Below are 24138 nucleotides of genomic sequence, written 5' to 3'. Positions count from 1 at the left end.
AGAAACATTCATGGCTCGTTATATTGGTCCAAAATGCAAACTCTCTCGCCGCGAAGGGACAGACCTGCAGTTAAAATCTGGCGTTAAACCGTTTGACGTCAAAACTAAAAAACATGCTAAAGCGCCTGGTCAACATGGCCAAGCTCGCGGTAAGCAATCTGAGTATTCACTACAATTACGTGAAAAACAAAAAGTACGTCGTATGTACGGTGTGTTAGAGCGTCAATTTAGTAATTACTATAAAGAAGCAGCTCGTGTTAAAGGTGCAACAGGTGAAAACTTGTTGAAATTGCTTGAAAGCCGCCTAGATAACGTCGTTTATCGCATGGGTTTTGGTTCTACACGTGCAGAAGCTCGTCAGCTTGTAAGTCACCGTAGCATTACTTTGAATGGCCGTCGTGTAAACATCGCGTCTATTCAAGTTAAATCTGGTGATGTAATTGCAGTTCACGAAGGTGCTAAACAACAATTACGTATTAAAAACGCAATTGAATTAGCTGCGCAACGTGGTATCCCTGCTTGGATGGAAGTTGATCATTCAAAATTAGAAGGTACCTTCAAAGCTGCACCTGATCGTTCTGATTTACCTGCTGAAATCAACGAAAGCTTGATTGTAGAATTGTATTCTAAATAATCCTTGAGGTAGCAATAATGACGCGTACTGCAAACGAGTTTCTAACTCCGCAAGCGATCAAGGTCGAAGCGGCAAGCGGGACCTCGGCAAAAGTGATTCTGGAACCTTTAGAACGTGGTTTTGGCCATACTCTAGGTAATGCTTTACGTCGCATCCTATTGTCTTCTTTACCTGGCGCAGCTGTGGTAGAAGTTGAAATAGAAGGTGTCGAGCACGAGTACAGTACTTTAGAAGGCTTGCAGCAGGACATCGTCGAGCTCTTGCTGAACCTAAAAGGATTGTCTATTAAGCTGTTCGATCAAAATGAAGCATATTTAACATTAGAAAAACAAGGTCCTGGCGATGTAACTGCCGCTGACCTTCGTTTACCTCATAATGTTGAAGTGGTTAACCCTGAACACTTGATCGGCACTTTGAGTGCATCAGGCAATTTAAAAATGCGCCTGAAAGTTTCTCAAGGTCGTGGTTATGAAACATCTGATTCTCGTTTCCCTGAAGGCGAAACACGTCCTGTAGGTCGTTTGCAATTAGATGCTTCTTATAGCCCAATTAAGCGCGTGTCTTACACAGTTGAAAATGCTCGTGTAGAACAACGTACTGACCTTGATAAGCTGATCATTGATCTTGAAACAAATGGTACTGTAGATCCAGAAGAAGCGATCCGCAAAGCGGCTACAATTTTGCAACAACAAATTGCAATTTTTGTAGATCTTCAGAAAGATCAAGCTCCAGTTGCTCAAGAACCTCGTGAAGAAGTTGACCCAATCTTGCTTCGTCCAGTAGATGATCTAGAGCTTACTGTTCGTTCTGCTAACTGTTTGAAAGCAGAAAATATTTACTACATTGGTGATCTCGTTCAACGTACTGAAGTTGAGTTGTTAAAAACTCCTAACTTAGGTAAAAAATCGTTGACAGAGATCAAAGATGTTCTAGCTTCGAAAGGCTTACAACTCGGCATGCGTTTAGAGAACTGGCCACCAGCTAGTCTCCGTATGGATGACCGTTTCGCCTATCGTAGCCGTTAATTAAGTAGGACTATCACCATGCGTCATCGTAATAGTGGTGTGAAATTAGGCCGTACAAGCAGCCATCGTAAAGCGATGTTCCAAAACTTGGCTAATTCTTTGTTCGAACATGAGTTAATTAAAACTACTGTTCCTAAAGCTAAAGAATTACGTCGTGTTGCTGAGCCTTTAATCACTTTAGCTAAAAACGATACTGTAGCAAACCGTCGTTTGGCGTTTGCTCGTACTCGTTCAGCAGCAACTGTAGGTAAATTATTTACAGTTCTTGGCCCTCGTTATAAAGAACGTAACGGCGGCTATCTACGTGTTCTTAAAGCTGGTTTCCGTGCAGGTGATGCTGCACCGATGGCTTATGTAGAGCTAGTAGATCGTGAAGTTAAATCTTCAGCTGAATAATTTCTAAAGCTCACGCTTTTTAAATTATGAAAAGGTCGGTTTTATACCGACCTTTTTTATTGTCTAAAATTTGTCATTGGGAGAATGATTGTTTGACAATTTTGTGATGATGTCCCGAATTGACATAAAAAATACGAAAAATATTTAAACTTGACATTGTGTATTGTCAAATTTGTGATTAAATAAAAATGTACTCGTTAAAGGTAATAAAAAGAAAATGGACAAGCATGTTGATGTATTAATTGTTGGTGCTGGTATCTCAGGCATCGGTGTTGCAGCTCACCTTACACGTAACTGCCCAAACCGCAAATATCAAATTTTAGAGCGTCGTGAAAGCTTTGGTGGTACTTGGGATTTATTTAAATATCCAGGTATTCGTTCAGATTCAGACATGTCTACTTTTGGTTTCAATTTTAAACCATGGCAACAATCAAATGTCCTTGCAGCTGGTCCAGCAATTAAGGGCTACCTTGCAGAAGTGGTTGATGAATACAAAATTAAAGACAAAATCAACTTCGGACATCGTGTTCTTACTGCCAATTATGATTCAAATAGCAAACTTTGGTCAGTTGTGGTTGAAGATGCACAGCAGAAAAAATCGACTTGGACTGCAAATTTTGTTGTAGGTTGCACAGGTTATTATAATTACGATCAAGGCTATCAGCCTGATTTTCCAAATAAAGAAGCATTTAAAGGTGAATTTGTTAATCCACAATTCTGGCCTGAAAATCTAGATTATAAAGGTAAAAAAGTCGTTATTATCGGTAGTGGTGCAACAGCAATTACCTTAGTTCCAGCAATGGCAAAAGGTGGTGCTGAACATGTGACAATGTTGCAACGCTCGCCAACGTATATCGCATCTATTCCTTCGATTGATTTTGTCTATGACAAGATGCGTAAGGTTTTACCTGAAGATGTTGCTTATAAACTGACTCGTGCCCGTAACATCGGGATGCAGCGTGGTATTTATGCGATTGCACAGAAACAACCCAAGTTATTACGTAAGTTTTTATTGAAATCAATCGAAATGCAATTGAAGGGCAAAGTGGATATGAAACACTTTACTCCATCATATAATCCTTGGGATCAGCGTTTGTGCGTTGTGCCAGATGGTGATTTATTTAAAATTTTGCGTTCAGGTAAAGCGAGCGTTGAAACTGATCAGATCGAAAAAATTACTGAAACTGGTATTCAGTTAAAATCAGGTAAACACTTAGATGCAGACATTATTGTCTCTGCAACAGGTCTTGAAATCCAAATTTTAGGTGGTATCAAAGCGACGATAGACAATCAGCCAATGAATACTTCTCAGCACATGCTTTATAAGGGTGTGATGGTGAGTGATGTTCCTAATATGGCAATGATCATTGGTTATATCAATGCCTCTTGGACATTGAAAGTTGATATTGCTGCTGATTATATTTGTCGCCTGCTGACTTATATGGACAAAAAAGGCTATGACGAAGTGATTGCAGTTGGCGATCAAACTGAATTGATGGAAGATACCGTAATGGGTAGTCTAAGTTCAGGATATATCGCTCGTGCTGCGGATGTGATGCCTAAACAAGGTAAACATGCACCTTGGAAAGTCACCAACAACTATTTGGCTGATCGTAAAGAACTTAAACAAGCGAAATTTGAAGACAGCGTACTCAAATTCCATAAACGCTCAAGCCAATCTCAACAAAAGCCTAAATTAGTATCTTAAGTTGCAAGCTCTGTTTTAGCTTAAAGCACAGAAAATAGCAGTCTAAGATAAAATGAAATAAAGGAGCTTCGGCTCCTTTTTTGTTTTTAGAACTTATAGGTTCAACTTTTTTGCTGCAAAAATATGTTAATAATAAATAAAATAAAGGAGTATTTGCTTTGGATAAGCTTGAAATCATAGAAGATAAGATCGGTGTGGCTCAGGGCGAAATTTTTATCAAAATTTGGAAAGTATCTGAAAATAGATCTTCTGTAGCTCTTGCCCCGATTATTTTATTTCATGAATCTTTAGGCAGTGTGGCACTTTGGCGTGATTTTCCAGAAAAACTAGCACTACTCACAGGGCGTGATGTTATTGCTTATGATCGTTTGGGTTTCGGTCAGTCCAGTCGGCTTGAGCATCCTTTGCAATATAGCTTTGTTGAGGATGAAGCTAGGTCGATATTGCCTGATATTTTAAAAAAATATGCGATCAATCAATTTGTGGTGATGGGGCATAGTGTTGGTGGCGGAATGGCCAGTATCTGTGCAGTACTTTATCCAGAACAATGCCAAGCATTGATTAGTGAATCCGCACAATCCAAAGTAGAGCAAGTAACTTTAGACGGAATTCGGGTCGCCAAAGAAAACTTTAAAAATGAAAAATTATTGAGTCGTTTAGCCAAATATCATGCTGACAAAACGCAATGGGTGCTAGATGCATGGACTGAGACATGGTTATCTGATGCTTTTGCAAATTGGAATTTGGATGAGTATCTGGTGCAGATCACTTGCCCAGTTTTGGCGATTCATGGTGAAAATGATGAATATGCAACGCTTGAACAGCCTCGACGTTTTGTCGATCTGAGTCAGGGTGAAAATGAATTGTATATTTTAAAAGACTGTGGGCATTTTCCTCATATTGAAAAACAGGCAGAAGTTTTGGAAGTCGTGAAAGAATTTCTGAGTGATATTGGCTGATGGTTTTATAGAAGAGGAATAAGATATTTCATTCTAACTTTCTGCTCACCGATTTTCGCCAAATGGAAATGAGACATTCTGTGTGATTAAATATTTTTAAATTAGGGTCTGTTGACATTTGTTGCCTAAAAAAATAGCGAGATAGTAAAATTAAATCGCCAAACCCAATTTTACCCCCGCTATGCCTCGTACAATGCTGAATGATCAACACTGGTCTAAGTTACTTTCTATTTTCCGTCACTTTAATATTTATCTCAAACTAAATTTAAGAAATTTTATCGAAGCTATTCTATTTCGTATCAGAACAGGTTGTCCTTGGAGAGATTTACCTCAAGAATTTGGTAAGCCAAACTCTATCTTTAAGAAATACAATCGTTGGTCTAAAAATGATAAGTTTATGAATATTTTTAAATTATTTAGTAAACATGCTGATAAAGAATGGATATTTATTGATGGTAGCCACGTACGGGCACACCAGCATTCTTCAGGTATTAATAATCAAGATATTTCCAAAAGTATCGGTGGTAATAGTTCAAAAATACATTTAGCAGTTGATTCTAATGGTAATCCCATTGAGTTTATTATTTCAGATGGAACTTCCCATGATATTAAGATAGCCCCTGATCTGGTATCAAAATTAGATTTAACTGAATCAGAAATATTATGTGCTGATAAAGGTTATGACTCAGACAACTTCAGGACTCAAATTGAGCAAACAAAAACTAAGTCAAATATTCCTAGAAAATCAAACACTAAGTCTAACAATGATCATATGGATTGGCATATCTATAAAATCAGGCACTTAGTTGAGAATTCATTCTGTAGGTTAAAACAATTTAGAGGAATTTCAACTCGATATGACAAGCTAAAGCGTAATTATCAAAGTGCTGTCGCTCTTGCTTGTATATTTATTTGGTTACCATTGTAGGTTAAGTTCCATACTGCAAATGTCAACACACCCTATAATAAAAAGCCCCTTTCCTAGTCGGAGAGGGGCTTGAGATAAATGTATTTTCTTTAAGAAATTATAGAGAACGTGAAATCAATTCTTTCATAATCTCATTGGTTCCTGCATAAATACGATTTGCGCGGTTGTCGATATAGGCACGTGCGATCGGATATTCGAGCATATAGCCATAACCGCCATGCAATTGTAAGCAGTCATCTACCACTTTTGAGAACATATCAGAAATTTTGTATTTTGCGGCTGCAGCAGCATCGATGCCTAATTTCTCTTCAAGTTGTAGTTCCATACAGCGATCAAGATAAGCACGGCAGAAATCAATTTCAGTACGCAATTCAGCAAGTTTAAAACGTGAGTTTTGGAATGCACCAATTGGCTTGCCGAAAGCTTTACGATCTTTGGTGTATTGGACTGTATGTGCAAAAGCGGCTTCTGCACCTGCTTGGCAGATGATCGCAACCAGCATACGCTCCCACGCCAATTCTTTCATGAGCATGATAAAGCCCATACCTTCCATACCCAGTAGATTTTCTTTAGGGACACGGACATTATCAAAAAATAATTCGCAAGTATCTTGTCCTTTCATCCCAATTTTATTGAGTGGCTTACCTTTGGTAAATCCAGCACGATCAGCTTCTACGATCAGCAAAGATAGATTGGCAGAGCCTTTATCACTATTGCCTGTTTTACATACCACGATGGCCATATCGCACAGATAACCATTAGTAATAAAGATTTTTGAGCCATTGATAACGTATTCATCACCATCTAATACAGCAGAGGTACGTACACCTTGCAAATCAGATCCAGTACCGGGTTCAGTCATTGCAATTGCAGTCACAGCCTCACCAGATGCCATCTTTGGAAGCCATTTTTTCTTTTGTTCTTCATTGCCGAAGTTATTGATATAGTTGGCTACAATGTCAGAATGCAGTGAAAACCCTGTTGAAGAGTCCATAGCATAAGCTTGTTCTTCGATTAAAATTGCACTGTAACGACGATCAACACCGTAACCACCATATTCTTCAGGCATGGTGGTGCAAAGTAAGCCCATTTCACCTGCTTTATTCCACAAGTCACGGTCTACATGTTGTTGTTTTTCATATTTTTCAATATTAGGAACGACTTCCTTTTCATAAAATTTACGTACTGTGTCACGAAATGCTTCATGTTCTTCATTGTATAAATTACGTGGTAGCATATTGGCTAAAGGACGAATTGCACCTGATTGCATTTTTATTGTTTCCCAAAAAATATTATTGCTTTTTAAAAATTAAAAGATGCACGATTTTGGTACAATGAGATGAATGCTCATTTATTTTATTTAAATGATCAGTTTGGTCAATTTGCCTATTTTTAGAAAATACATTTGGATCAGTTAAACGAAGTCCGTCACAGCCGAAGGGGTAAAGCATGTCTGAAGAAATGACACTAGAAGAACGTAAAGTGGTTTATCGTGCACGTCGCGGTTTAAAAGAAATTGATGTTTATTTTGATCCCTATGTAAAACAACATTATTTGCAAGCAGATGCTGCAGAAAAAGCACTGTTTAAAGAGTTGGTTGACCAAGAAGATCCTGATCTTTTAGATTGGTTTATGGAAGTGACAGAACCACCACGTCCTGAGATCAAAACTTTTATTTTAAAACTTAAAAATTACGTTCATGGCTAAGTCATTTGAGCAAATTCAATATTTGAGTTTTGATTTTAAACGCAGTCGAATGTCGATTGCGTTGCAGCTTTTTTTAGGTCTATTGATCAGCTACTGTTGTTATCAAACTTTAAATATTTGGCTATTTTTAAGTGCGCTGTTATTCGCCAGTATTGCTTATATTATTTTTTTGAAATTACCTTTTGCTCAACATTTTGAACATCTGGATCAGCAAGATTGGACTTTAAAATATGCAGAGCAAGAGCAACCCGCTCGTGTTCAAATAGAAAAAATACTCGATCATCAATTGTATATTTTGATTTATTTTAGTGAAAAAAAGCAGCGACCTTTGTTGGTTTGGCAGGATCAAGTGTCCGCATTACAGTGGAAAAGTTTAAAAACTTGGGCTAAATTGCAGTGATTGTTAGACAGCTGTATATTATCTTAAAATTATAAAAATATTATAAAACAAACATATAGGTTTTAAAAAAATCAAATTATTATTTTTGTCAGACCAAATGGACTAAATAAACTGAAATATCAGCATTGTTAGACAATTTATACCGTACAAATTTTAAACTCCAGTTAAATTAGGTTTACCAACAGCGAATGAGGGATTTCCAAATGGGTGAAATTCATACGTGGTGGTTCTTGGTCATCGCTATCTTTTTAGCGATTAGTGTAGGAAGACTAGGAACTGTGCTGAGGGAACGATTTGAACAACGTAACATTGAACAGCGTAAGCTTAAAACCAATAAACTCTCCTGAGAGTTTTCCGTTTGATAAGTAGCATGTGCCGAACCGTCGCAATGCTACTTTTTTTTGCCTAAAATTAGTGAACAAAGTTCCTATGGTCAATTAAATAAAATAATAAATATGGCACATTTACATCATAAAATTAGAGCAATTACTCTTTTATTGCGTGATTGCTTCTGATATTTTAAGTCAAAAGGATATAAACAAAATTATTAGAGGACAGGAATAATGTCTAAAGTCCAAAAGTTAAGCCGTCTCGCCTTGACTGCTTTCGTTGCTTCTTCAATTTTATCTGGTTGTTCTTATGTCGTTAAATCTGGTGCAAATGTTGCAATCGGATTTAGTAACAAACACATCGTACCGCCAATTTTAAAAATGGGTGATGTCGATATGGCGTGCCATGCAGGTACTGCTTTGACTCCAGCAATTATGGCAACCAAAGATATGGGGGCTGATCCTACTAAAATGGCGGTATTGCTCTATTCAGCTTCTGGAATGTGTGCAGAGCGTCAGTCTGTAGACGCTGAATTACGTTATTTACGTGCTTCCAAAAATAATCAAATTTCTGAAGCGCAAGATGCACGTGTAGAGCAAAAACGTTGGGCTGCTTTAGCTTCAGAACGTCAATATACGGCATATCAATTATTTGCTGAGCGTTGGCAGGCAAAATATAAATTTAAACTGGGCGATTCTTGCCCAAAAATGCATAAAGATCTTGATCAAATGGTGTATTTACTGGGCATGATGAGTGGTTTGCAAGCCATGACCAATGACATCAATTCGGGTGGTCAAGTTAACGTTCCTAAAGATATTGCAGGGATTGTAGAACGTGGTATGGCTTGTTTGGATAATACCAAGTTCTGGGGCGCACCAAATGCAACACGTGCAACCATTTGGACTTTGCTTCCTGGTTCGGGTGACGGTAAACCAGATCCATATCAAACTTTGAATCAATCTATGCAGATTGCTGATCAAAAAGGTGTGCGCTTAGCTTATGCCCTCAATGCTATGACGGCTCAAGCAAGTGGTGATAATGATAAAATTCGAGCTGCCTTGCAAGCTTACGGCGCATCGCGTGCAGATGATAAACCTGTCAATCCAGAATTCAGATTGATTGATGGTATGGCAGGGCAGATCATGCAAGAAATTGCGGATCGTTACTGGACTGAAAATACAGGGCAACGTGCGCCAGATGATGGATATACCAATTTCTGGGATTCAAAAGAAGATAACAGTGAAATTGCTGACCTATTCTCAGGCGATGAAGGTAAATCTGATACATCTGTACCTTCGGACGCAAGCCCAGAACAAGCTGCTCCAGAAGCTTCAACTGAAGAACCAAGTCCATAATTTATAAAATCCAAACTATTTCTAAGTGCCTTATTTTTAAATAGGGCATCACGAAAAAGATGAGAAACATTGCATGCCACAATCAATCATACAGTCTAAGTTTTTTTTGATTGTGGTATGTGCCTTTATTTCAGCAGTTTTACAGATTTTTCAGCCAGATTTTATTTATCTAAAATCAAAAATATGGTTCGAAGCTTGGCGTTTGTGGACAGGTCATTGGGTGCATGTTGGGTGGATACACTATCTTTTAAATATGCTGGCATTTGCTTGTTTACCTTATATTTTTCCGCAAATTAAAAACAAAACTTATTTTTGCCTGCTGATGATCATTGCGCCGCTTTTAAGTTTAACGTTTTATTTTATTTATCCTGAAATACAGGCCTATGCAGGACTTTCAGGGGTATTACACGGTTTATATATTTTTGCAGCGATCATATATTTCGATCAAAAAAATGAAAGAAAGTTTGCGCTTTTAGTGATTGTACTGGTAGTGATTAAAATCGCTTGGGAACAAAAATTCGGACAACTTGGTACTGCGAAATTGATTGGTAGCCCTGTGCTGGTTCAGGCGCATTTATGGGGTGTGATTTGGGCAAGTATCATTGCTGTCTCCTATTTATTTTATAAACACAAGCAGTTAAAGATGAACGGTTGACATAAAAAACCTTAAAAAATGTGAAATTTGTCATTAAATTTGCCCATGAATTGGTGCAAATTTAAGCATGGATAAAAAGGATGCTTGTGAGAAGTAATTCTCATAATCAAGGATAACATCGCACAAACAAATACATTAATTTTGTGATGGCGAATAAAAAAAAGTGGAACAGACATGCAAGTTAATGAAGAAAAGAGATCAGGATCGGGTCTCATCAGTTATATATGGAATGAGTGGATTTCCACATTCGTCATTCTTATTCTCTTACTTTTAACTTTGGTCATCGGTACGGGCGAAATGATCCATGGGCAATTATTGCGTATTGGTGAGCGTTTATACGGTGATCCACCGAGTGGGATACAGTATTCATTCTTGCGTGCTGAACCCACAAAGCCAACATGTGACCGTCATCCAAATATTGATGCGCTTGTACAAGAGCAGATGAAGCAAAATTCGGGTGATGAGTTTGCTGATATTTTTGGTAAAGCTTCTGAATCTGATGTACGCCAATCTGTACTCGCGGCTCAGCAGCAGTGTGAAGAAAAATATGTTTTCTATGATAAAGCGGTCAAATATATGGATGATCATCCATCCATTCGACCTTATCGAACATTTGAAACGACATTCTTCGGTGTATTTAAATTTGGTGTAGATAATAAAGTATTGATTCTGATTTTAATGGTGGTGTTCTCAGCCATTACAGCATCAGTGAAAATGCATCATATCGGATTACGTCCTCCAACCACCAAAATAGACTATTCGGTTTACTCCGGATTTATGGTGTTTGGTAATGCTTTATTGACCTTTTCTGTTTATAAACAATATGAATCGGTAATCAATTCAGGGGTAACTTCAACCTTTGAAACTTTGGCAGTGTACTGGCTATGGATGATTCTATTTGCAGTACTGACCCTGATTAGTTTGACTCATTTGGTCAAGCCACCTGCACCGAAAAAAGAGGGTGGAAGTTTAGGATTAGCCTTACTCTCTGTTCCACTTTATGCCTATATGGCGATCTTGACTGGTTTGATGTTTATCTTTGCGATGGACTATCCAATGGGTCAAGGGATCTATCTTGGTCAGTTGACTGAATTTGCTGATATTTTCTTGAAATTGGCACTGTTTATCTGGGCAGGTATGTTGTTAACGCAAACGCGTGTGATGGATTTATTCTTAGGCATTTTACGTCCTTGGAATCTTGCGCCTGAAACATTAACTTGGTTGATTTTGATTGCAGCTGCGATTCCTACAGCATATACAGGGGCTTCAGGGATCTTCGTTATCGCGGCGGGTGCAATTATCTATAAAGAAGTGTGGAACTCTGGTGCACGTCGTCAATATGCCTTAGCTGTATCGGCTATGTCTGGTTCGCTTGGTGTAGTGATTCGTCCGTGTCTATTGGTGATCTTGATTTCGATGTTAGATAGCCGCCATGTCACTTCGGATGAATTATTCAACCACGGTATCTATGTATTCTGGTTGACAGCATTTGTGTTCTTGGGTGTGTCTTTGATGTTTGCGGATCAAAAATTCCGTATCAACTCGCCTAAAGTTGCTGTTCCAGGCATGATCAAAGCTTTGATTCCGGTTATTCCTTATGTCTTGATCACAATTGCGGTGATTGCAATTTATCGCTATGGTCTTGATACGAAAATGGATGAATTTACAGCACCTGTGATGTTGCCGTTTATTCTTTTAGCTTATGTTTTATTTGATAAGATCTTTGCACATAAAATCAATACTCAACCACAGCCAGTGAGCGCTTTGGCAGAAGAACATGCCAAACAATCTGCATTTATGCGTGAGCATAGTGCAAATGATGAAAGTAACCGTCGTGGTTTTGGTGGGGCAATTCGTTTTGCAACTGCTGAAACAGTTGGACATATCGGTGCATTGATTATCTTGATGGCATTGTCTGCAAGTATGGCAGGTCTGATTGAGCGTTCAGAGCTTGTGACCATGATCCCGACACATCTTGGTAGTATTTTGATTACCTTAGGATTTATGGCGTTATTGCTTGCGATTATTGGAATGTGTACCGATCCATTTGGTGCGGTAATTTTGGTTGCTGGTACGATTGCACCTGTGGCATTTGACAATGGTATCCATCCGATCCATTTCTGGATGATTGTGTTGGTTGCATTTGAATTTGGTTATGTAACACCACCTGTGGCATTGAACCATCTCTTAACGAGGCTCTCGGTCGGGGATGAAGAAGTCGCCGCCGCTGATGCAGAAGCAAAAGCCAAATATACCAAGTTCTATTATCGTTATGAACGTTGGCTACTTCCAATCATGGTGTTATTCCCATCATTATTGATCGTGACTTACGCACCATATTTCTTGAAATTGTTTGGTTGGTATCAATAAAATTTAAGTACAAAGAAAGCGCCTTAGGGCGCTTTTTTGATGTTTTTTTTTAAGTTTTGAAATAATCCAGTTCTTTAAAAATTTTGCCTTATAAAATAAAGCTAAATCAATTTCGCAATTTATTTTGTATCCATGGGCTACAGATAATGATTGCCAAGATAATAAATCCAAAACCAAACAGACTATAGTGATCAGGCAATTCACCCCAAAACAAAAAGCCCCAAGTTCCTGCAAAAATGATAGCGATATAATTGATTGGTCCGATTTGTCCCGCGGGTGCGAGCTTGTATGCATAAGACATAAAAATCTGGCTGATATTTGCCAATAAACCTGCACCAATCAACAGGGCAAGTTCATGCCATGTATAAGGTCGCCACATCCAAAACATAGGAATGGCAGAAATCAGACTACCGATCATACAAAAATAAAATACGATACGTTCAGGCGGTTCAGTATTGGTCAATGCTCGGACAGTCACAAAAGCCATCGCTGCCAAAAAGCTAGCACTCATTCCAATCAGTGAAATGATATTAAATAAACCATCATCAGGTTTAGCGACAAAAACCACACCGAGCAAACCTAAAGCTGCGGCAAGTAGCATGGACTTTGTAATTTTTTCTTTTAAAAATAACCACGCTATCAATGGAATAAAAATAGGCGATGAATAGGTAAATACCACGGCATTGGAAAGTTTTAAATGCGCGATTGCATAGAAAAAACCATACATTGCAGCTAAACCGATCACAGAACGCCAAGTATGCATCCACAATTTTTCGGTTTTAAAAAAAGCAGTTCCTTTATTGAAAATCAAAGGTAGAAAAATGAAAATACCGACAAAATTGCGAAAAAATACAATGCTATAGTTGTCTACACTTTGTGATGCAAAGCGGATGCAGACCCCCATGATTGAAAATAAAAAAGCGGATAGGGTCAGACAACAAATGGCTTGAATGAGTGGACGATTGCCAGTAGATAATTGCATGATCGTGAGATCTAAGTTCAGTATTTTTATACTAACAAAAAATATTACTTAAATCTCACAATATGAAAATCTTCATCCTTATGAAAAACTTTATCCTTAGGATATGGGTTTTTGTGATTGAGCCAATTGGGCTTCGAGTAATTTAATTTGTTCTTGTTTAAGCTTGATCAGTTGGTCTGCATCTTGGTGCTGAGCATTTAAACTCATCGTTTGCTGATCGAGCTGAGTTTGGATGTCTTTGAGTTTGGCAAGCTCATCTTTTGCTAAGCTTTCATTTTGTGGAATAGTTTGTTCAATGATTTTCTCATCGACTAGAGCTGTATTGGATGAAGCATCCATACCTTGAGTTGTTACGTTTGATGCTCCAATAGTTGCTTGCTCATGCGTGAGATTTTTTTGCGTTGTTTTTTGGGCACGACTTTGCTGGGCTTGCTCATTTTGTTGAGCAGGCTCAGTCCAGTAAAAATATGTAGTTATCCCCAATGTAAAAATACTTAAAACCCCAAGAATCCACCAAATTAAATAAGATTGGTTTGGCTTGCTCTGCGTCATTTTTTATCCTGTTTTATTTTGGACGCGGTTTAAATTGAATGACCCCAATTTCATCAGGTGTTGCAGGTTCTTGTTGTACTTCGACATGCGTAGGACGATTTTCAGAATAGCCACACTCGATGCATTCAATCCATTCCGCATCTCCAGTGGTCAACATCACGATCCGATCAAGCGCCTCACATTTTGGACATTTTACACCCGCGATGAAACGCTTTTTGATATTCATTCGATTGACCACTGATTAATTAAATTCAAGCACTATTTTAAGCACTTTTAGTATTGTTCGTCCAACCTTGATGACGTAGTAGAGCATCTATTTTTGGTTCACGACCACGGAAATGCACAAAAGCTTCGAGAGCAGTATCTTTTCCGCCAACGGCAAGAATAGCATCACGGAATGCTTGTCCTGTTTCTTTGTTAAAGATACCTTCATTTTCAAAACGGTCAAAAGCATCGCTTGCTAAAACTTCTGCCCATTTATATGAATAATATCCAGCAGCATAACCACCTGCAAAAATATGGCTAAAACTATTTTGGAAACGGTTGCTCGGTGTCGTTGGAGAGACTGAGTAATGACTGCGAATGTCATTTAAAGTCTCTTGAATTTGAGTCGCCGTCAATGCAGGTGTTTGTTTATGAATATTTAAATCAAACATAGCAAATTCAATTTGACGTAAGGTATGCATCCCAGATTGGAAAAAACGAGCATCAAGTAATGCTTTTAGCAATTCATTTGGCAAAACAGCTTGAGTTTCGATATGCTCACTCAAACAATCTAAGCTTTCTTTGTCCCAAGTCCAAAATTCCATAAACTGACTTGGTAACTCTACTGCATCCCAAGCAACGCCGTGCGTTCCAGCCACCGCAATATTATCTACCTCAGTTAACATATGATGTAGGCCATGACCAAATTCATGGAAAATGGTGACCAATTCATCATGAGTTAATAGTGCAGGCTGATCACCTACAGGTGGTGTGAAGTTGCAGACCATATAACAGATGGGTTTTTGCAAGCCAGATGTGGTTTGCATGCGCGAACGGAAACCGCTCATCCATGCACCACCACGTTTTCCACTTCTTGCATAGAGATCAAAATAAAAACCACCAATCACCTGACCATGATCTTCGATTTCATAATAATGTGCATCAGGATGCCATACAGGTGCCTGACGTTCGATCACTTGAATGCCATATAAACGCTTAACAATGGCAAACAAACCTTGAATGATTTTAGGAGCAGGGAAGTAAGGTTTTAAGCTTTCTTGAGATAAATTGAATTGTTGCTGTTTCAATTTTTCTGAATAATAAGCGGTGTCCCATGGACGGATTTCTTGTATTTCATCTTTGGCTGCAATCGCTTTAAGATCTTCAATTTCCTTTAAAGCAGGTTGGCGTGCATGTTCAGCCAAATCCACTAAAAATTGGTGGACTGTTGCAACATCTGGTGCCATTTTACTTGCTAGAGAATATTCTGCGAAGTTGCTGAACCCGAGCAGATTTGCCATTTCTTGGCGCAGCGCAAGGATTTCTTCCATGATCGGTGTATTGTCAAATTCTGGATGATCGGATTGATCTGAGGCGCGAGTCGTATAAGCTTTATGCAAATCTTCGCGTAATTGACGGTCATCTGCATAGGTCATAATGGCAAGATAAGATGGAATGTCTAAGGTTGCCACAGCTTGATCAGAACCTTTTTGCTCACCCAGTTGCTTTAATAATGCAACAGCACTTTCAGGTAAACCTTTCAATTGATCTTGATCTAAGTTTTTGCTGAATGCTTGAGTTGCATCTAAAACATTATTGGAAAAGTTAGATGAAAGTTCAGATAAACGAGCTGAAATTTCTGCATAACGTTTTTGAGCTTCACCCTCAAGTGCCACACCTGAAAGTTTAAAATCACGTAATGCTAAACGAATCGCACTTTGCTGAGCTTCAGACAAAGATTGCATAGTTTGGCTATCAGCAATATTTTGATAAGTTTCAAATAAAACTTTGTGCTGACCGAGCTGGGTGTAGTATTCACTTAGCCCAGGTAATAAAGACTGATAAAGCTCACGTGTTTCAGGATTGTTCATCACTGCATTTAAATGAGAAAGCACACCCCATGCTTCATTTAAATCATTTTCTAAATGATCCACTTGTTCTAAAACTTGTAATTGTTCTTTTGCTTCAACGGCAACATGCGTTAATTGATCTAAAAAAGACTGCCCCTGAGAAATACAATTTTCAATCTGTTTTTTTAAATCCTGCAAGGTGATTTGATCAAATGCAGGAACTGGCAAAGTTGCCTTTTCTAATGTCATATCTATTCTGCCAAAAATTCTAAGATTAAGATCAATGTGTGGACATTTATGTTAAAAATCAAGAGAATTTATTTTAAATTAGCAATTAATTATCTATTCATAACAAATCTATTACTCAAATAAATTATTGGTTTGCATATTGAGCAATAAAAGGACAACTATATTTGTATTTTAGATTGGTTGGTTCGAATAACGACTGCTTGTCCTAAAAACTGTGTGTTACATCATGCTTTGTGATGGAAGGGTATAAGATTACAGCCAAATAAAAAGCTTCTCGAAAGAAGCTTTTTATTTAATCAAACTGTTTTAGTGAAAGATCCATTACTCGGTACGAGTTTTAGCATTGGATTTTTTCTTTTTCACTTTTTTCTTAGGCTTATCTTTAGCTTTGCTCTCTGCTTTTACAGCAGCGTTTTTAGCTGGTTTTTTGCCATAAGAACTTGCCTTGTTCTTTGATTTTTTCTTACGAACAGGCTTTTCACCATCGGTACTTAGATTGGACTCGGGAGCCTTGGCTTTACCAAACACTTCTTCTTTGGTCGTTGCTTTGGCAACACGAGGAGCTCGACTGCGAATTACTCGACCAGCGTGGCTAAGTTGTTGTAAAAGTTCAAAATCAATTTTACGTTCTTCGAGGTTAACCCCTGCAACTTTGATTTTAACTTCATCACCCAAGCCGAAAATTTGTCCACGATTTTGACCAACCAAACTCTGGCTGGCTTGATCATAAACAAAGAAGTCATCGCCAAGTTGGCTAACATGGATCATGCCATCGACATACAAGTCTTTTAATGTGACAAATAAACCAAATTCGGTTACGGCACTGATGACCCCGACAAACTCTTCACCCAAATGCTGCTGCATATAATGACATTTCAACCAAGAGGTGACTGAGCGAGACGCTTCATCGGCACGACGTTCGGTTTGTGAGAAATGTTCACCAGCATCATCAAGCGCTGCGCCAGAAAGCGGATAAGGTTTTTGAGCTAAATGGGCTTTGATTGCACGGTGTAAAAGCAAATCAGGATAACGACGAATTGGCGAAGTAAAGTGCGTATAAGCATCATAAGCCAAACCAAAGTGCCCTGCATTTTTTGCACCATAAAACGCTTGCATCATGGAACGAAGCAATACAGCATGAATACTTGGCGCATCAATACGGTCTTTAGTTGCTTCAATAACAGCTTGATAGTCCGCTTGAGTTGGTTGTTCTGGGAATTTCAATCCGAGCAATTTAACAAAATCACGAACTTTTTGAATACGTGAAAACTCAGGTGGTTCATGCACACGATACAACATCGGAATTTCATTTTTAAGAGAATATTCTGCTGCTGCAACGTTGGCGAGAAGCATACATTCTTCAATGAGTTTATGTGCTTCATTACGTGAACGAGGTAGGATTTGATCAATACCACCGAGTTCATCAAATGTCATATAAGTCTCGATGGTTTCAAATTCCATCGCATGACGCTGTGCGCGTAGACCTTTGAGCACTTGATACATTTGAAATAAAGTATTGAGCGACTTACGAACTTCACGATCTTCTGGAACGGCTTGGCTATCGCCGTCAAAATATTGCGCAACTTGAGTATAAGTCAAACGTGCTTTTGAATGCATCACAGAAGGGTAGAACTCAAAACCTGTGACACGACCCGCACGAGAGAGATTGAGATCACAAACCATACATAGACGATCTACATTTGGATTGAGTGAACACAAGCCGTTAGACAATGCTTCTGGCAACATTGGTAAAACAAAATGTGGGAAATATACAGAAGTACCACGCTCTTGCGCTTCATCATCAAGAGGCTTACCAAGACGCACATAATGGCTGACATCTGCAATCGCAACTACGACACGATAACCACCACCCGGACGTTTTTCTGCATAGACAGCATCATCAAAGTCACGAGCATCTTCACCATCAATAGTGACCAATGGTAAATCACGTAAATCTATACGACCTTTACGATCTGCTGCACTTGGCTCTTTAAAGCTTTCAGCTTCTTTGATGACTTCTTCAGGAAACTCATAAGGCAAGCCATATTCTAAAATGGTTTGCGGAATGATAATTTCAGTATCCGCTTTATCCGCCATAGACTGGATAATATGACCGGTTGCCAGCTCTTCACGTGTTGGATAATCATCAATTTCTACACGTAAAGCCTCACCAACATTTGCTTTGGCATGTTCGATGAGTTCTTTTTCTAAGGTAATCGGTTGATGCGCATTTGGATTTGAAGGTTGAATAAAATATTCACCATCATAGATCTCCAATTTACCAATCAACTGTTTGACACGACGCTGCACAACTTCAGTGATATAGCCCCAAGCTTTTCCTTTACGATCCACAGAAGTCTGTTGAACTTTAATGCGATCGCCATGAAAGACCAAACGCAGTTCACGTTCAGGTAGGAGCATCTCATCGCGCGAGCCATCTAGACTGGCTACGCCTAAACCTTTTGAATTGATATAAACAGTCGCATCATGGGTCGGCTGCGCTGCCATCAAATCAAATTTAAAACCATCTTTCATCAGCTGACCATCACGAACCATCGCACTTAAACGATGGCTGAGAGCATCTATACTTTTTTGATCAGCAATTTCAAACTTTTCAACTAAGTCCGCATGTGACTGAGGTGCTTTTAATTGTTCTATCGTCTCTAAAATAAGAGTACGGCTGGGAATAGGATTGTCGTAACGCTCAGCTTCTGCTTTTGCTTCAGGATCTACCCAATTTTTCATAGTGCCTTTGGACGCATGTAAAAGATATGCTATTAGCATAAGTCATGCCGACAAAGACTGCACGTAATTGATTGCAATAATGTGTTTTTTACTGCGTTTTTTTATAAATTTTCTTTTCAATATAAAAAAAGGCCATTTTATCGCATAAAAAATCTACAAATATATGAAAATCGCTTAAAAAATATTTAATTGAGCAAAAAACTGAGATTTTTTTGAATGTTTGACTTGCCGAACCGAGGATTAATTTGTATTATGGCGGCTCGTTACGGTGAGATGGGTGAGTGGCTGAAACCACATCCCTGCTAAGGATGCATACGGGCAACTGTATCGAGGGTTCGAATCCCTCTCTCACCGCCAACGAATACTTATGATGCGCTCATAGCTCAGCTGGATAGAGCACTTGGCTACGAACTAAGGGGTCGGGAGTTCGAATCTCTCTGAGCGCACCAACTAAATAAGTATTTGAAAAGTAACGAAGCCTTTTATAGGCACATAAGTATTGCGCTCATAGCTCAGCTGGATAGAGCACTTGGCTACGAACTAAGGGGTCGGGAGTTCGAATCTCTCTGAGCGCACCAACTTAAACATCTTCGGATGGTAAATCAACCGCTTATAGAGCGGTTTTTTTGTGTCTGTAATTTTTGAATTTTGATCAATATAAAAAAATAGCCAACTAAAACAAAGATTAGATAAATTATTTTAAATATCTCAAATAAAACCCATAAAGATTGTATGGCTTTTGTTCTTGTGCTTTATTTTATTAAAAATCAGCATATTATTTCATCATTACAAGAATTTTTCTGCATTGCAGACTTTTTTATTTTTGGGGAAATTATAAATGCATGCATATATTACCGTAGGCTGCGCGACTACAGGTGGTGGGAAGGTTGTTACTGGCCAGAACACTTTCCTTATTGATGGTCGTGCGATTGCATGTTTGGGTGACCAAGCAACATGTCCAACACATAAAAGAATTGCGCGGATCGTTAGTGGATGTGATCCACATATGATCATAAATAATAAAGCTGCTGCTCTTGCCAATGCCCTACTAGATTGTGGATGCCACTGTATACCAAATCAAAATTTAGTTGTTGGAGATAATGGTGGTGGATTTAACATTGCCGCAGGAAGTACTGATGAGACGGTATTTTATTTTAATGATCCGAATATAAATAGTCTCGTTGCTGAAAAAGAGGATCTTTTAAATGGCTTTTATTACAATGTTGATACAGGTTTCTTTGAGGGTGAAATCACAAAAGGAAAAGGAAGTATTCAAGATGTATATACTTGTACTTCAAAAAAATCAGCTGAAAAATTTGAAGGTATAAAAAAAGTACCTATTAGTAATCATAATAAATTTATATTTGAGGCTTCGATAATTTATGGCGAAAGTTCAGCATTTAGATCAGCAAAAAATGATGAATTAAAATTCGAAATGTTTTCGATCGCATCAGTATTTCAAAAGAATAAAGAAGCATATGGCGGTACTAGTGACCAAGCTAAAAACTTTAGAAGCACATCACCAGAAGCGAGAAATAATACAAAAATGCAATTTGCGATTGCTGCACAAATCAATGTTTTAAATAAAGGCAAGGACTATAGTAATGGTGCTGATATGTGGGATGGAGCAGAACAAGCTATGTTTCCAGCTACAGATAAGCGAAGATCTACGGGGAGATTTGAATTACATATGAATACGATGGGGTGGACAATTTCAGATGAGCATTACGCTAAGTGGAAAAATAATGTTGGCAGTAGCTTTGTTGCTCCTCAACATCGACCTGCACCAGATAATTATGGAGGATATAAAAATAAGGGGAAAATGAGATTAAAGTCTACGGCGGTTTACAATCGCACCATTTTCTGGAATTCAAAATGATAAAATATATCGGTTTATTATCAATACTGTTGCCATTATCAACTTCCACTTTTTGTGGCGTTATCTCATCAACCTATTCAGATGATGGACATAAGTTAAACACGTATAACTATTTTTACAAAGGTGATGTATTTAAGCGATGTGATCAAAAAAATGATTGCGAAGATCTTTTTAATAAAAATAAAAAATATTGTAATAATATTTTGAAACTAAAAGATAAAGATGATATTCAAGTTCGAATTCGGTGGGAATGTCCACGGTATGAATCTATAAAACAATTAGAAAAATACAACATATTTTTATCTACAGATCCAGCATTTACAGACTATACATTTAATTTAAGTAAAATTTTTACAAATGAAAATAAAGTTGAAAAAAATCAAAGATTGTTTGATAACTTAAACCTTGATGTTGGTCTAAGTCCTAATAACATTTATATTCCATATGATATAAACGATGTAATTGAAAAGATTAACATATGCTTGGATGATGAAAATTATGTTTTAAGTGAAGAGTATGAAATGCAGGATTCAAGCAAATTTATACGACAATATGTTTATCATAACCATAATATCAGTCAAATTATTGAAATCAAAAAAGATGCAAACTCAAAGATAATTTATTCCTCTAAACATGCTTATGTATATAAATAATTTTATTTTTAAAACAAATTCTTATACTAAATTCCTTTTCTATGATGAATATTTTTCTCTTATGGAAGGTAAGCAGTACGTCATATATTGTCGTTTTGTCAATTTTACCCACATACCTCATCGTTGGAAATCGACTAAAATAGTGGTTTAAAGGGCAATATTATTGATAACAATGAAAAAATATACCGATGGATACTATATATATGAGCAGGCTTTGTTGCATAAACATTCAAAAGCTGAGTTCTCCCCAATCCATTCAAATTTAAGACACAACTTGGGTGCGAGGTCTACCTAATTCCGTAAATCTATTCAGAACTGCCACACGCGCATGAATTTCATTGACCTGACTTTGAAAATGTCTTGCCGTCAGCCTATCACCTAATAATTTGATGCAATGCATCTTGGTTTCCACCAAACTACGACGGTGATAACCCGACCATTTTTTCCATAGGGTTCTGCCTAAATGTTTAACCGTTTGAAGTAACTCATTTCGTTCTATTGAACTTATTTTAGAATCTTTCCAGGGCTTGGCATTCTTTCTGGGTGGAATTACTGCATGTGCTTGACGATCTGAAATCACTTTTCTGCAGCACTTCGTGTCGTACGCGCCATCGGTATAGACAGAATCTATTCGCTCATCTAGTGGAATTTGATCCAGTAAATCACCTAGTACTTGTGAATCACTGACATTATTTGTAGTAAGCTGAACGGCACGTATTTGCAGTGTTTCAGCATCTATACCAATATGCAGTTTACGCCATTGCCGACGGTATTCAGGCTGATGTTTTTTACGCTTCCATTCGCCTTCACCTAAAAACTTTAAACCCGTAGAGTCGACAAGTAGGTGTAACCCATCATGACTTTTCTGATAGCTTATCGCAATATCAATATGCTTTTGTCGTCTACAAAGGGTGGAGTAATCTGGTGCTGTCCAATTCAAGCCACAGAGTTTAATCAGGCTTTGAACAAAGCCAGTAACCATACGTAAAGAAAGACGGAATAGAGATTTGATCATTAAACAGCATTGAATCGCTGTATCGGAATAAGTTTGATTTCGTCCTTGCTTGCCTTGTGGTTGTGCATACCATTGCGTCTTAGGATCAAACCAGATTGAAATATTTCCTCGCTTGATTAAAGCTTGGTTATACGAGGACCAATTGGTTGTACGATAGATTTTAGGTGTAGGCTTCTTCATCTGGAAATTATATTACTGAAGAAGCCTTCAAGAATAGCTTTGTGCAACAAAGCCATATGAGCATGTCGATTTTACTTGTTATCAAACTTTAAAAAGCTGTGATGGCTGTAATCGCTTATTGGTTGGATTTGCTTATGAAGTGAAAATACAAACCACACAGGAGAAGCTTTGTTTTTGTGGACAATGTATGCGTACTTTGACTGAGATTTCAGTCAATAAATAAAAATCTGAAGATTAAAAAAAAATTGCCTATTTTTTAGTAATATAATACGTGAATTGTCCAATATCTATGCGGTTGATTCGGAAAAGAAGAAAAAGGACTTATCAAAGAGTGAAAAAGGCGTATAATGCGTCCCCATCAAGTACGCGCTCATAGCTCAGCTGGATAGAGCACTTGGCTACGAACTAAGGGGTCGGGAGTTCGAATCTCTCTGAGCGCACCAACTTGAAAGTATGAAAATTACCGCTTTTTAGCGGTTTTTTTGTGCCTAAAGATAAGTGAAAAAACGTCAAAAATCATTGATATAAATTGAAAAGAATAAAGAATTGTAGTTAATAAATAAAAATATATGGCTAGTCTATGTTTAATCACTTTTTTAAAAAAGTTTGTGTGATTTGTATTTGTGCTTTTTTAAATGCTTGTACTTTAATGGTTTGGGATGCTCCAATCGGAAGAAGGGATTCGCATAGAGAAAGTGTGACCATTCCTAAATATAAAAAAGAAAAATTGGTTCAGAAAGATCAACTTTTAGGTTTTGCTTTGCTTCAAGAGCAAGCCACAGCTACTCCATCTAAGCTTATGATCATGGGGAAGCACTATGCATATCAGATTGATAAAGGTAGTGATGAAGTACAAAACATTATTCATTCAAAACTAGATATGAAGGGATGGGGACTTGTATCAAATCAAAACATGTATGAGTCCTTAAAATTATTTTTGATAGAACCAGAAAATAAACAAAAACAGAATTTAAATTTTAGGGGCACAATTGAATTTTTCTACCAAAATGAACATCCTGATGCCGATGTCGTAGCAGAGTTGAAGCGTCTAGGGGCAAGCCTAACAAAAGTGAAGTTAGCTACAGGAGAAACAATCGATTTGTATTCTAAATCCATAGATTTAGAAGGTGAAGTTGTTGGTTTAAATCAACAAATGAAGTCTCTCGATTATCAGAATTTCGGCCGTCAATATTGGATAGAAATATATCAACCTGCTCAACGTGTAGACGGAGTCAATTATAAAGTACTGTTAAAAAAAGTCGCATTAACACCTTTTGCGCTCGTCACTGATGTTGTTCTTATTCCTATTATTTTGATTAAATTTGGGGTTGCTCATCTAGCGACTCATTAATTTTAAATGCA

General features: G+C 37.8%; 21 protein-coding genes and 4 tRNA genes. 18 read left to right on the top strand and 7 right to left on the bottom strand.

All coding sequences use genetic code 11. The annotated features are described in order from the left end of the window. The first annotated feature begins 10 nt into the window (after positions 1–10). The 6 genes from rpsD to F960_RS18155 all read left to right on the top strand — a co-directional run bounded on the left by rpsD (position 11) and on the right by F960_RS18155 (position 5650). A complete protein-coding gene (gene rpsD, locus F960_RS18180) occupies positions 11–634 on the top strand; it encodes a 30S ribosomal protein S4 (protein ID WP_004869499.1) in 624 nt (207 codons plus the stop codon). 17 nt (positions 635–651) lie between these two features. Continuing rightward, a complete protein-coding gene (locus F960_RS18175) occupies positions 652–1659 on the top strand; it encodes a DNA-directed RNA polymerase subunit alpha (protein WP_004869497.1) in 1008 nt (335 codons plus the stop codon). Positions 1660–1677: 18 nt separating this feature from the next. Continuing rightward, on the top strand, positions 1678–2055 hold the full coding sequence (rplQ, locus tag F960_RS18170; protein ID WP_004869494.1) for a 50S ribosomal protein L17: 378 nt from the start codon (positions 1678–1680) through the stop codon (positions 2053–2055). A gap of 217 nt (positions 2056–2272) precedes the next feature. Then, positions 2273–3763: a flavin-containing monooxygenase gene (locus F960_RS18165; RefSeq protein ID WP_004869491.1), complete on the top strand. Its 1491-nt coding sequence runs from the start codon at positions 2273–2275 to the stop codon at positions 3761–3763. A gap of 158 nt (positions 3764–3921) precedes the next feature. Then, positions 3922–4722, top strand: coding sequence for an alpha/beta fold hydrolase (locus F960_RS18160; RefSeq protein WP_004869488.1), 801 nt, complete (start codon positions 3922–3924; stop codon positions 4720–4722). A 181-nt stretch (positions 4723–4903) separates the two neighbouring features. Continuing rightward, positions 4904–5650, top strand: a complete 747-nt coding sequence (locus tag F960_RS18155; protein WP_004855273.1) for an IS5 family transposase — start codon at positions 4904–4906, stop codon at positions 5648–5650. Between the two features lie 97 nt (positions 5651–5747). Here F960_RS18155 and F960_RS18150 read toward each other — a convergent pair whose 3' ends face one another. Next, positions 5748–6920, bottom strand: a complete 1173-nt coding sequence (locus F960_RS18150) for an acyl-CoA dehydrogenase family protein (RefSeq protein WP_004869484.1) — start codon at positions 6918–6920, stop codon at positions 5748–5750. Between the two features lie 179 nt (positions 6921–7099). On the opposite strand from F960_RS18150, the gene F960_RS18145 reads away from it, so the two are divergent. The 5 genes from F960_RS18145 to F960_RS18125 all read left to right on the top strand — a co-directional run bounded on the left by F960_RS18145 (position 7100) and on the right by F960_RS18125 (position 12467). Beyond that, positions 7100–7357: an FAD assembly factor SdhE gene (locus F960_RS18145; protein ID WP_004869482.1), complete on the top strand. Its 258-nt coding sequence runs from the start codon at positions 7100–7102 to the stop codon at positions 7355–7357. Continuing rightward, positions 7350–7757, top strand: coding sequence for a hypothetical protein (locus F960_RS18140; RefSeq protein ID WP_004869478.1), 408 nt, complete (start codon positions 7350–7352; stop codon positions 7755–7757). The genes F960_RS18145 and F960_RS18140 overlap by 8 nt, the downstream gene beginning before the upstream one ends. A gap of 563 nt (positions 7758–8320) precedes the next feature. Beyond that, positions 8321–9442: a hypothetical protein gene (locus tag F960_RS18135; protein WP_004869472.1), complete on the top strand. Its 1122-nt coding sequence runs from the start codon at positions 8321–8323 to the stop codon at positions 9440–9442. A 73-nt stretch (positions 9443–9515) separates the two neighbouring features. Next, positions 9516–10097 carry a rhombosortase gene (gene rrtA / locus F960_RS18130; RefSeq protein ID WP_004869470.1) on the top strand — a complete coding sequence of 194 codons (582 nt, stop codon included), beginning with the start codon at positions 9516–9518 and terminating at the stop codon, positions 10095–10097. 174 nt (positions 10098–10271) lie between these two features. Next, positions 10272–12467 carry a TRAP transporter large permease subunit gene (locus tag F960_RS18125; RefSeq protein WP_004869467.1) on the top strand — a complete coding sequence of 732 codons (2196 nt, stop codon included), beginning with the start codon at positions 10272–10274 and terminating at the stop codon, positions 12465–12467. Between the two features lie 106 nt (positions 12468–12573). On the opposite strand, the gene F960_RS18120 is transcribed toward F960_RS18125, so the two are convergent. From F960_RS18120 to rnr, 5 genes are all read right to left on the bottom strand, one after another. Continuing rightward, entirely contained in the window at positions 12574–13449 is an 876-nt protein-coding gene (locus F960_RS18120; protein WP_004869463.1) for a DMT family transporter, read from the bottom strand. A 96-nt stretch (positions 13450–13545) separates the two neighbouring features. Continuing rightward, a complete protein-coding gene (locus F960_RS18115) occupies positions 13546–14001 on the bottom strand; it encodes a hypothetical protein (protein WP_004869460.1) in 456 nt (151 codons plus the stop codon). A gap of 13 nt (positions 14002–14014) precedes the next feature. After that, positions 14015–14221 (bottom strand): YheV family putative zinc ribbon protein, encoded by a 207-nt coding sequence (locus F960_RS18110; RefSeq protein WP_171066278.1) that lies wholly within the window; start codon positions 14219–14221, stop codon positions 14015–14017. Positions 14222–14264: 43 nt separating this feature from the next. Next, complete coding sequence (locus F960_RS18105) at positions 14265–16304, bottom strand: M3 family metallopeptidase (protein ID WP_004869451.1); 2040 nt, start codon at positions 16302–16304, stop codon at positions 14265–14267. A 321-nt stretch (positions 16305–16625) separates the two neighbouring features. Beyond that, a complete protein-coding gene (gene rnr / locus F960_RS18100) occupies positions 16626–19049 on the bottom strand; it encodes a ribonuclease R (protein ID WP_004869449.1) in 2424 nt (807 codons plus the stop codon). 267 nt (positions 19050–19316) lie between these two features. Here rnr and F960_RS18095 point away from each other — a divergent pair. The 5 genes from F960_RS18095 (at position 19317) to F960_RS18075 (ending at position 21581) form a co-directional block, all read left to right on the top strand. Further along, positions 19317–19406 (top strand) — tRNA-Ser (locus tag F960_RS18095). A gap of 15 nt (positions 19407–19421) precedes the next feature. Continuing rightward, positions 19422–19498 (top strand) — tRNA-Arg (locus tag F960_RS18090). 52 nt (positions 19499–19550) lie between these two features. Next, positions 19551–19627 (top strand) — tRNA-Arg (locus tag F960_RS18085). Positions 19628–19887: 260 nt separating this feature from the next. After that, a complete protein-coding gene (locus tag F960_RS22770) occupies positions 19888–20928 on the top strand; it encodes a PAAR domain-containing protein (RefSeq protein ID WP_004869448.1) in 1041 nt (346 codons plus the stop codon). Next, positions 20925–21581, top strand: a complete 657-nt coding sequence (locus tag F960_RS18075; protein WP_004869446.1) for a hypothetical protein — start codon at positions 20925–20927, stop codon at positions 21579–21581. The genes F960_RS22770 and F960_RS18075 overlap by 4 nt, the downstream gene beginning before the upstream one ends. Positions 21582–21843: 262 nt before the next feature. Here the strand turns inward: F960_RS18075 and F960_RS18070 are convergent, their stop codons facing one another. Further along, positions 21844–22776, bottom strand: a complete 933-nt coding sequence (locus tag F960_RS18070) for an IS5-like element ISAha3 family transposase (protein WP_004812228.1) — start codon at positions 22774–22776, stop codon at positions 21844–21846. Positions 22777–23142: 366 nt separating this feature from the next. Between F960_RS18070 and F960_RS18065 the strand changes: the two genes are divergently transcribed. Both F960_RS18065 and F960_RS18060 read left to right on the top strand, forming a co-directional pair. After that, a tRNA-Arg gene (locus F960_RS18065) sits at positions 23143–23219 on the top strand. A gap of 137 nt (positions 23220–23356) precedes the next feature. Beyond that, a complete protein-coding gene (locus tag F960_RS18060) occupies positions 23357–24127 on the top strand; it encodes a YidX family protein (RefSeq protein WP_004869445.1) in 771 nt (256 codons plus the stop codon). Positions 24128–24138: the final 11 nt, after the last annotated feature.

Origin of the sequence: Acinetobacter gerneri DSM 14967 = CIP 107464 = MTCC 9824 (genome assembly GCF_000368565.1) — a bacterium.
In the GTDB taxonomy this organism is placed as follows: Bacteria; Pseudomonadota; Gammaproteobacteria; order Pseudomonadales; family Moraxellaceae; genus Acinetobacter; species Acinetobacter gerneri.
This window is presented reverse-complemented; position numbering and strand designations above follow the sequence as displayed.

Excerpts from the sequence above, each read along its gene's own strand:
- rpsD (WP_004869499.1), top strand. The coding sequence starts at position 11 with ATGGCTCGTTATATTGGTCCAAAATGCAAACTCTCTCGCCGCGAAGGG.
- F960_RS18175 (WP_004869497.1), top strand. The coding sequence starts at position 652 with ATGACGCGTACTGCAAACGAGTTTCTAACTCCGCAAGCGATCAAGGTC.
- rplQ (WP_004869494.1), top strand. The coding sequence starts at position 1,678 with ATGCGTCATCGTAATAGTGGTGTGAAATTAGGCCGTACAAGCAGCCAT.
- F960_RS18165 (WP_004869491.1), top strand. The coding sequence starts at position 2,273 with ATGGACAAGCATGTTGATGTATTAATTGTTGGTGCTGGTATCTCAGGC.
- F960_RS18155 (WP_004855273.1), top strand. The coding sequence starts at position 4,904 with ATGCCTCGTACAATGCTGAATGATCAACACTGGTCTAAGTTACTTTCT.
- F960_RS18150 (WP_004869484.1), bottom strand. The coding sequence starts at position 6,920 with ATGCAATCAGGTGCAATTCGTCCTTTAGCCAATATGCTACCACGTAAT.
- F960_RS18145 (WP_004869482.1), top strand. The coding sequence starts at position 7,100 with ATGTCTGAAGAAATGACACTAGAAGAACGTAAAGTGGTTTATCGTGCA.
- F960_RS18140 (WP_004869478.1), top strand. The coding sequence starts at position 7,350 with ATGGCTAAGTCATTTGAGCAAATTCAATATTTGAGTTTTGATTTTAAA.
- F960_RS18135 (WP_004869472.1), top strand. The coding sequence starts at position 8,321 with ATGTCTAAAGTCCAAAAGTTAAGCCGTCTCGCCTTGACTGCTTTCGTT.
- rrtA (WP_004869470.1), top strand. The coding sequence starts at position 9,516 with ATGCCACAATCAATCATACAGTCTAAGTTTTTTTTGATTGTGGTATGT.
- F960_RS18125 (WP_004869467.1), top strand. The coding sequence starts at position 10,272 with ATGCAAGTTAATGAAGAAAAGAGATCAGGATCGGGTCTCATCAGTTAT.
- F960_RS18120 (WP_004869463.1), bottom strand. The coding sequence starts at position 13,449 with ATGCAATTATCTACTGGCAATCGTCCACTCATTCAAGCCATTTGTTGT.
- F960_RS18115 (WP_004869460.1), bottom strand. The coding sequence starts at position 14,001 with ATGACGCAGAGCAAGCCAAACCAATCTTATTTAATTTGGTGGATTCTT.
- F960_RS18105 (WP_004869451.1), bottom strand. The coding sequence starts at position 16,304 with ATGACATTAGAAAAGGCAACTTTGCCAGTTCCTGCATTTGATCAAATC.
- rnr (WP_004869449.1), bottom strand. The coding sequence starts at position 19,049 with ATGAAAAATTGGGTAGATCCTGAAGCAAAAGCAGAAGCTGAGCGTTAC.
- F960_RS22770 (WP_004869448.1), top strand. The coding sequence starts at position 19,888 with ATGCATGCATATATTACCGTAGGCTGCGCGACTACAGGTGGTGGGAAG.
- F960_RS18075 (WP_004869446.1), top strand. The coding sequence starts at position 20,925 with ATGATAAAATATATCGGTTTATTATCAATACTGTTGCCATTATCAACT.
- F960_RS18070 (WP_004812228.1), bottom strand. The coding sequence starts at position 22,776 with ATGAAGAAGCCTACACCTAAAATCTATCGTACAACCAATTGGTCCTCG.
- F960_RS18060 (WP_004869445.1), top strand. The coding sequence starts at position 23,357 with ATGTTTAATCACTTTTTTAAAAAAGTTTGTGTGATTTGTATTTGTGCT.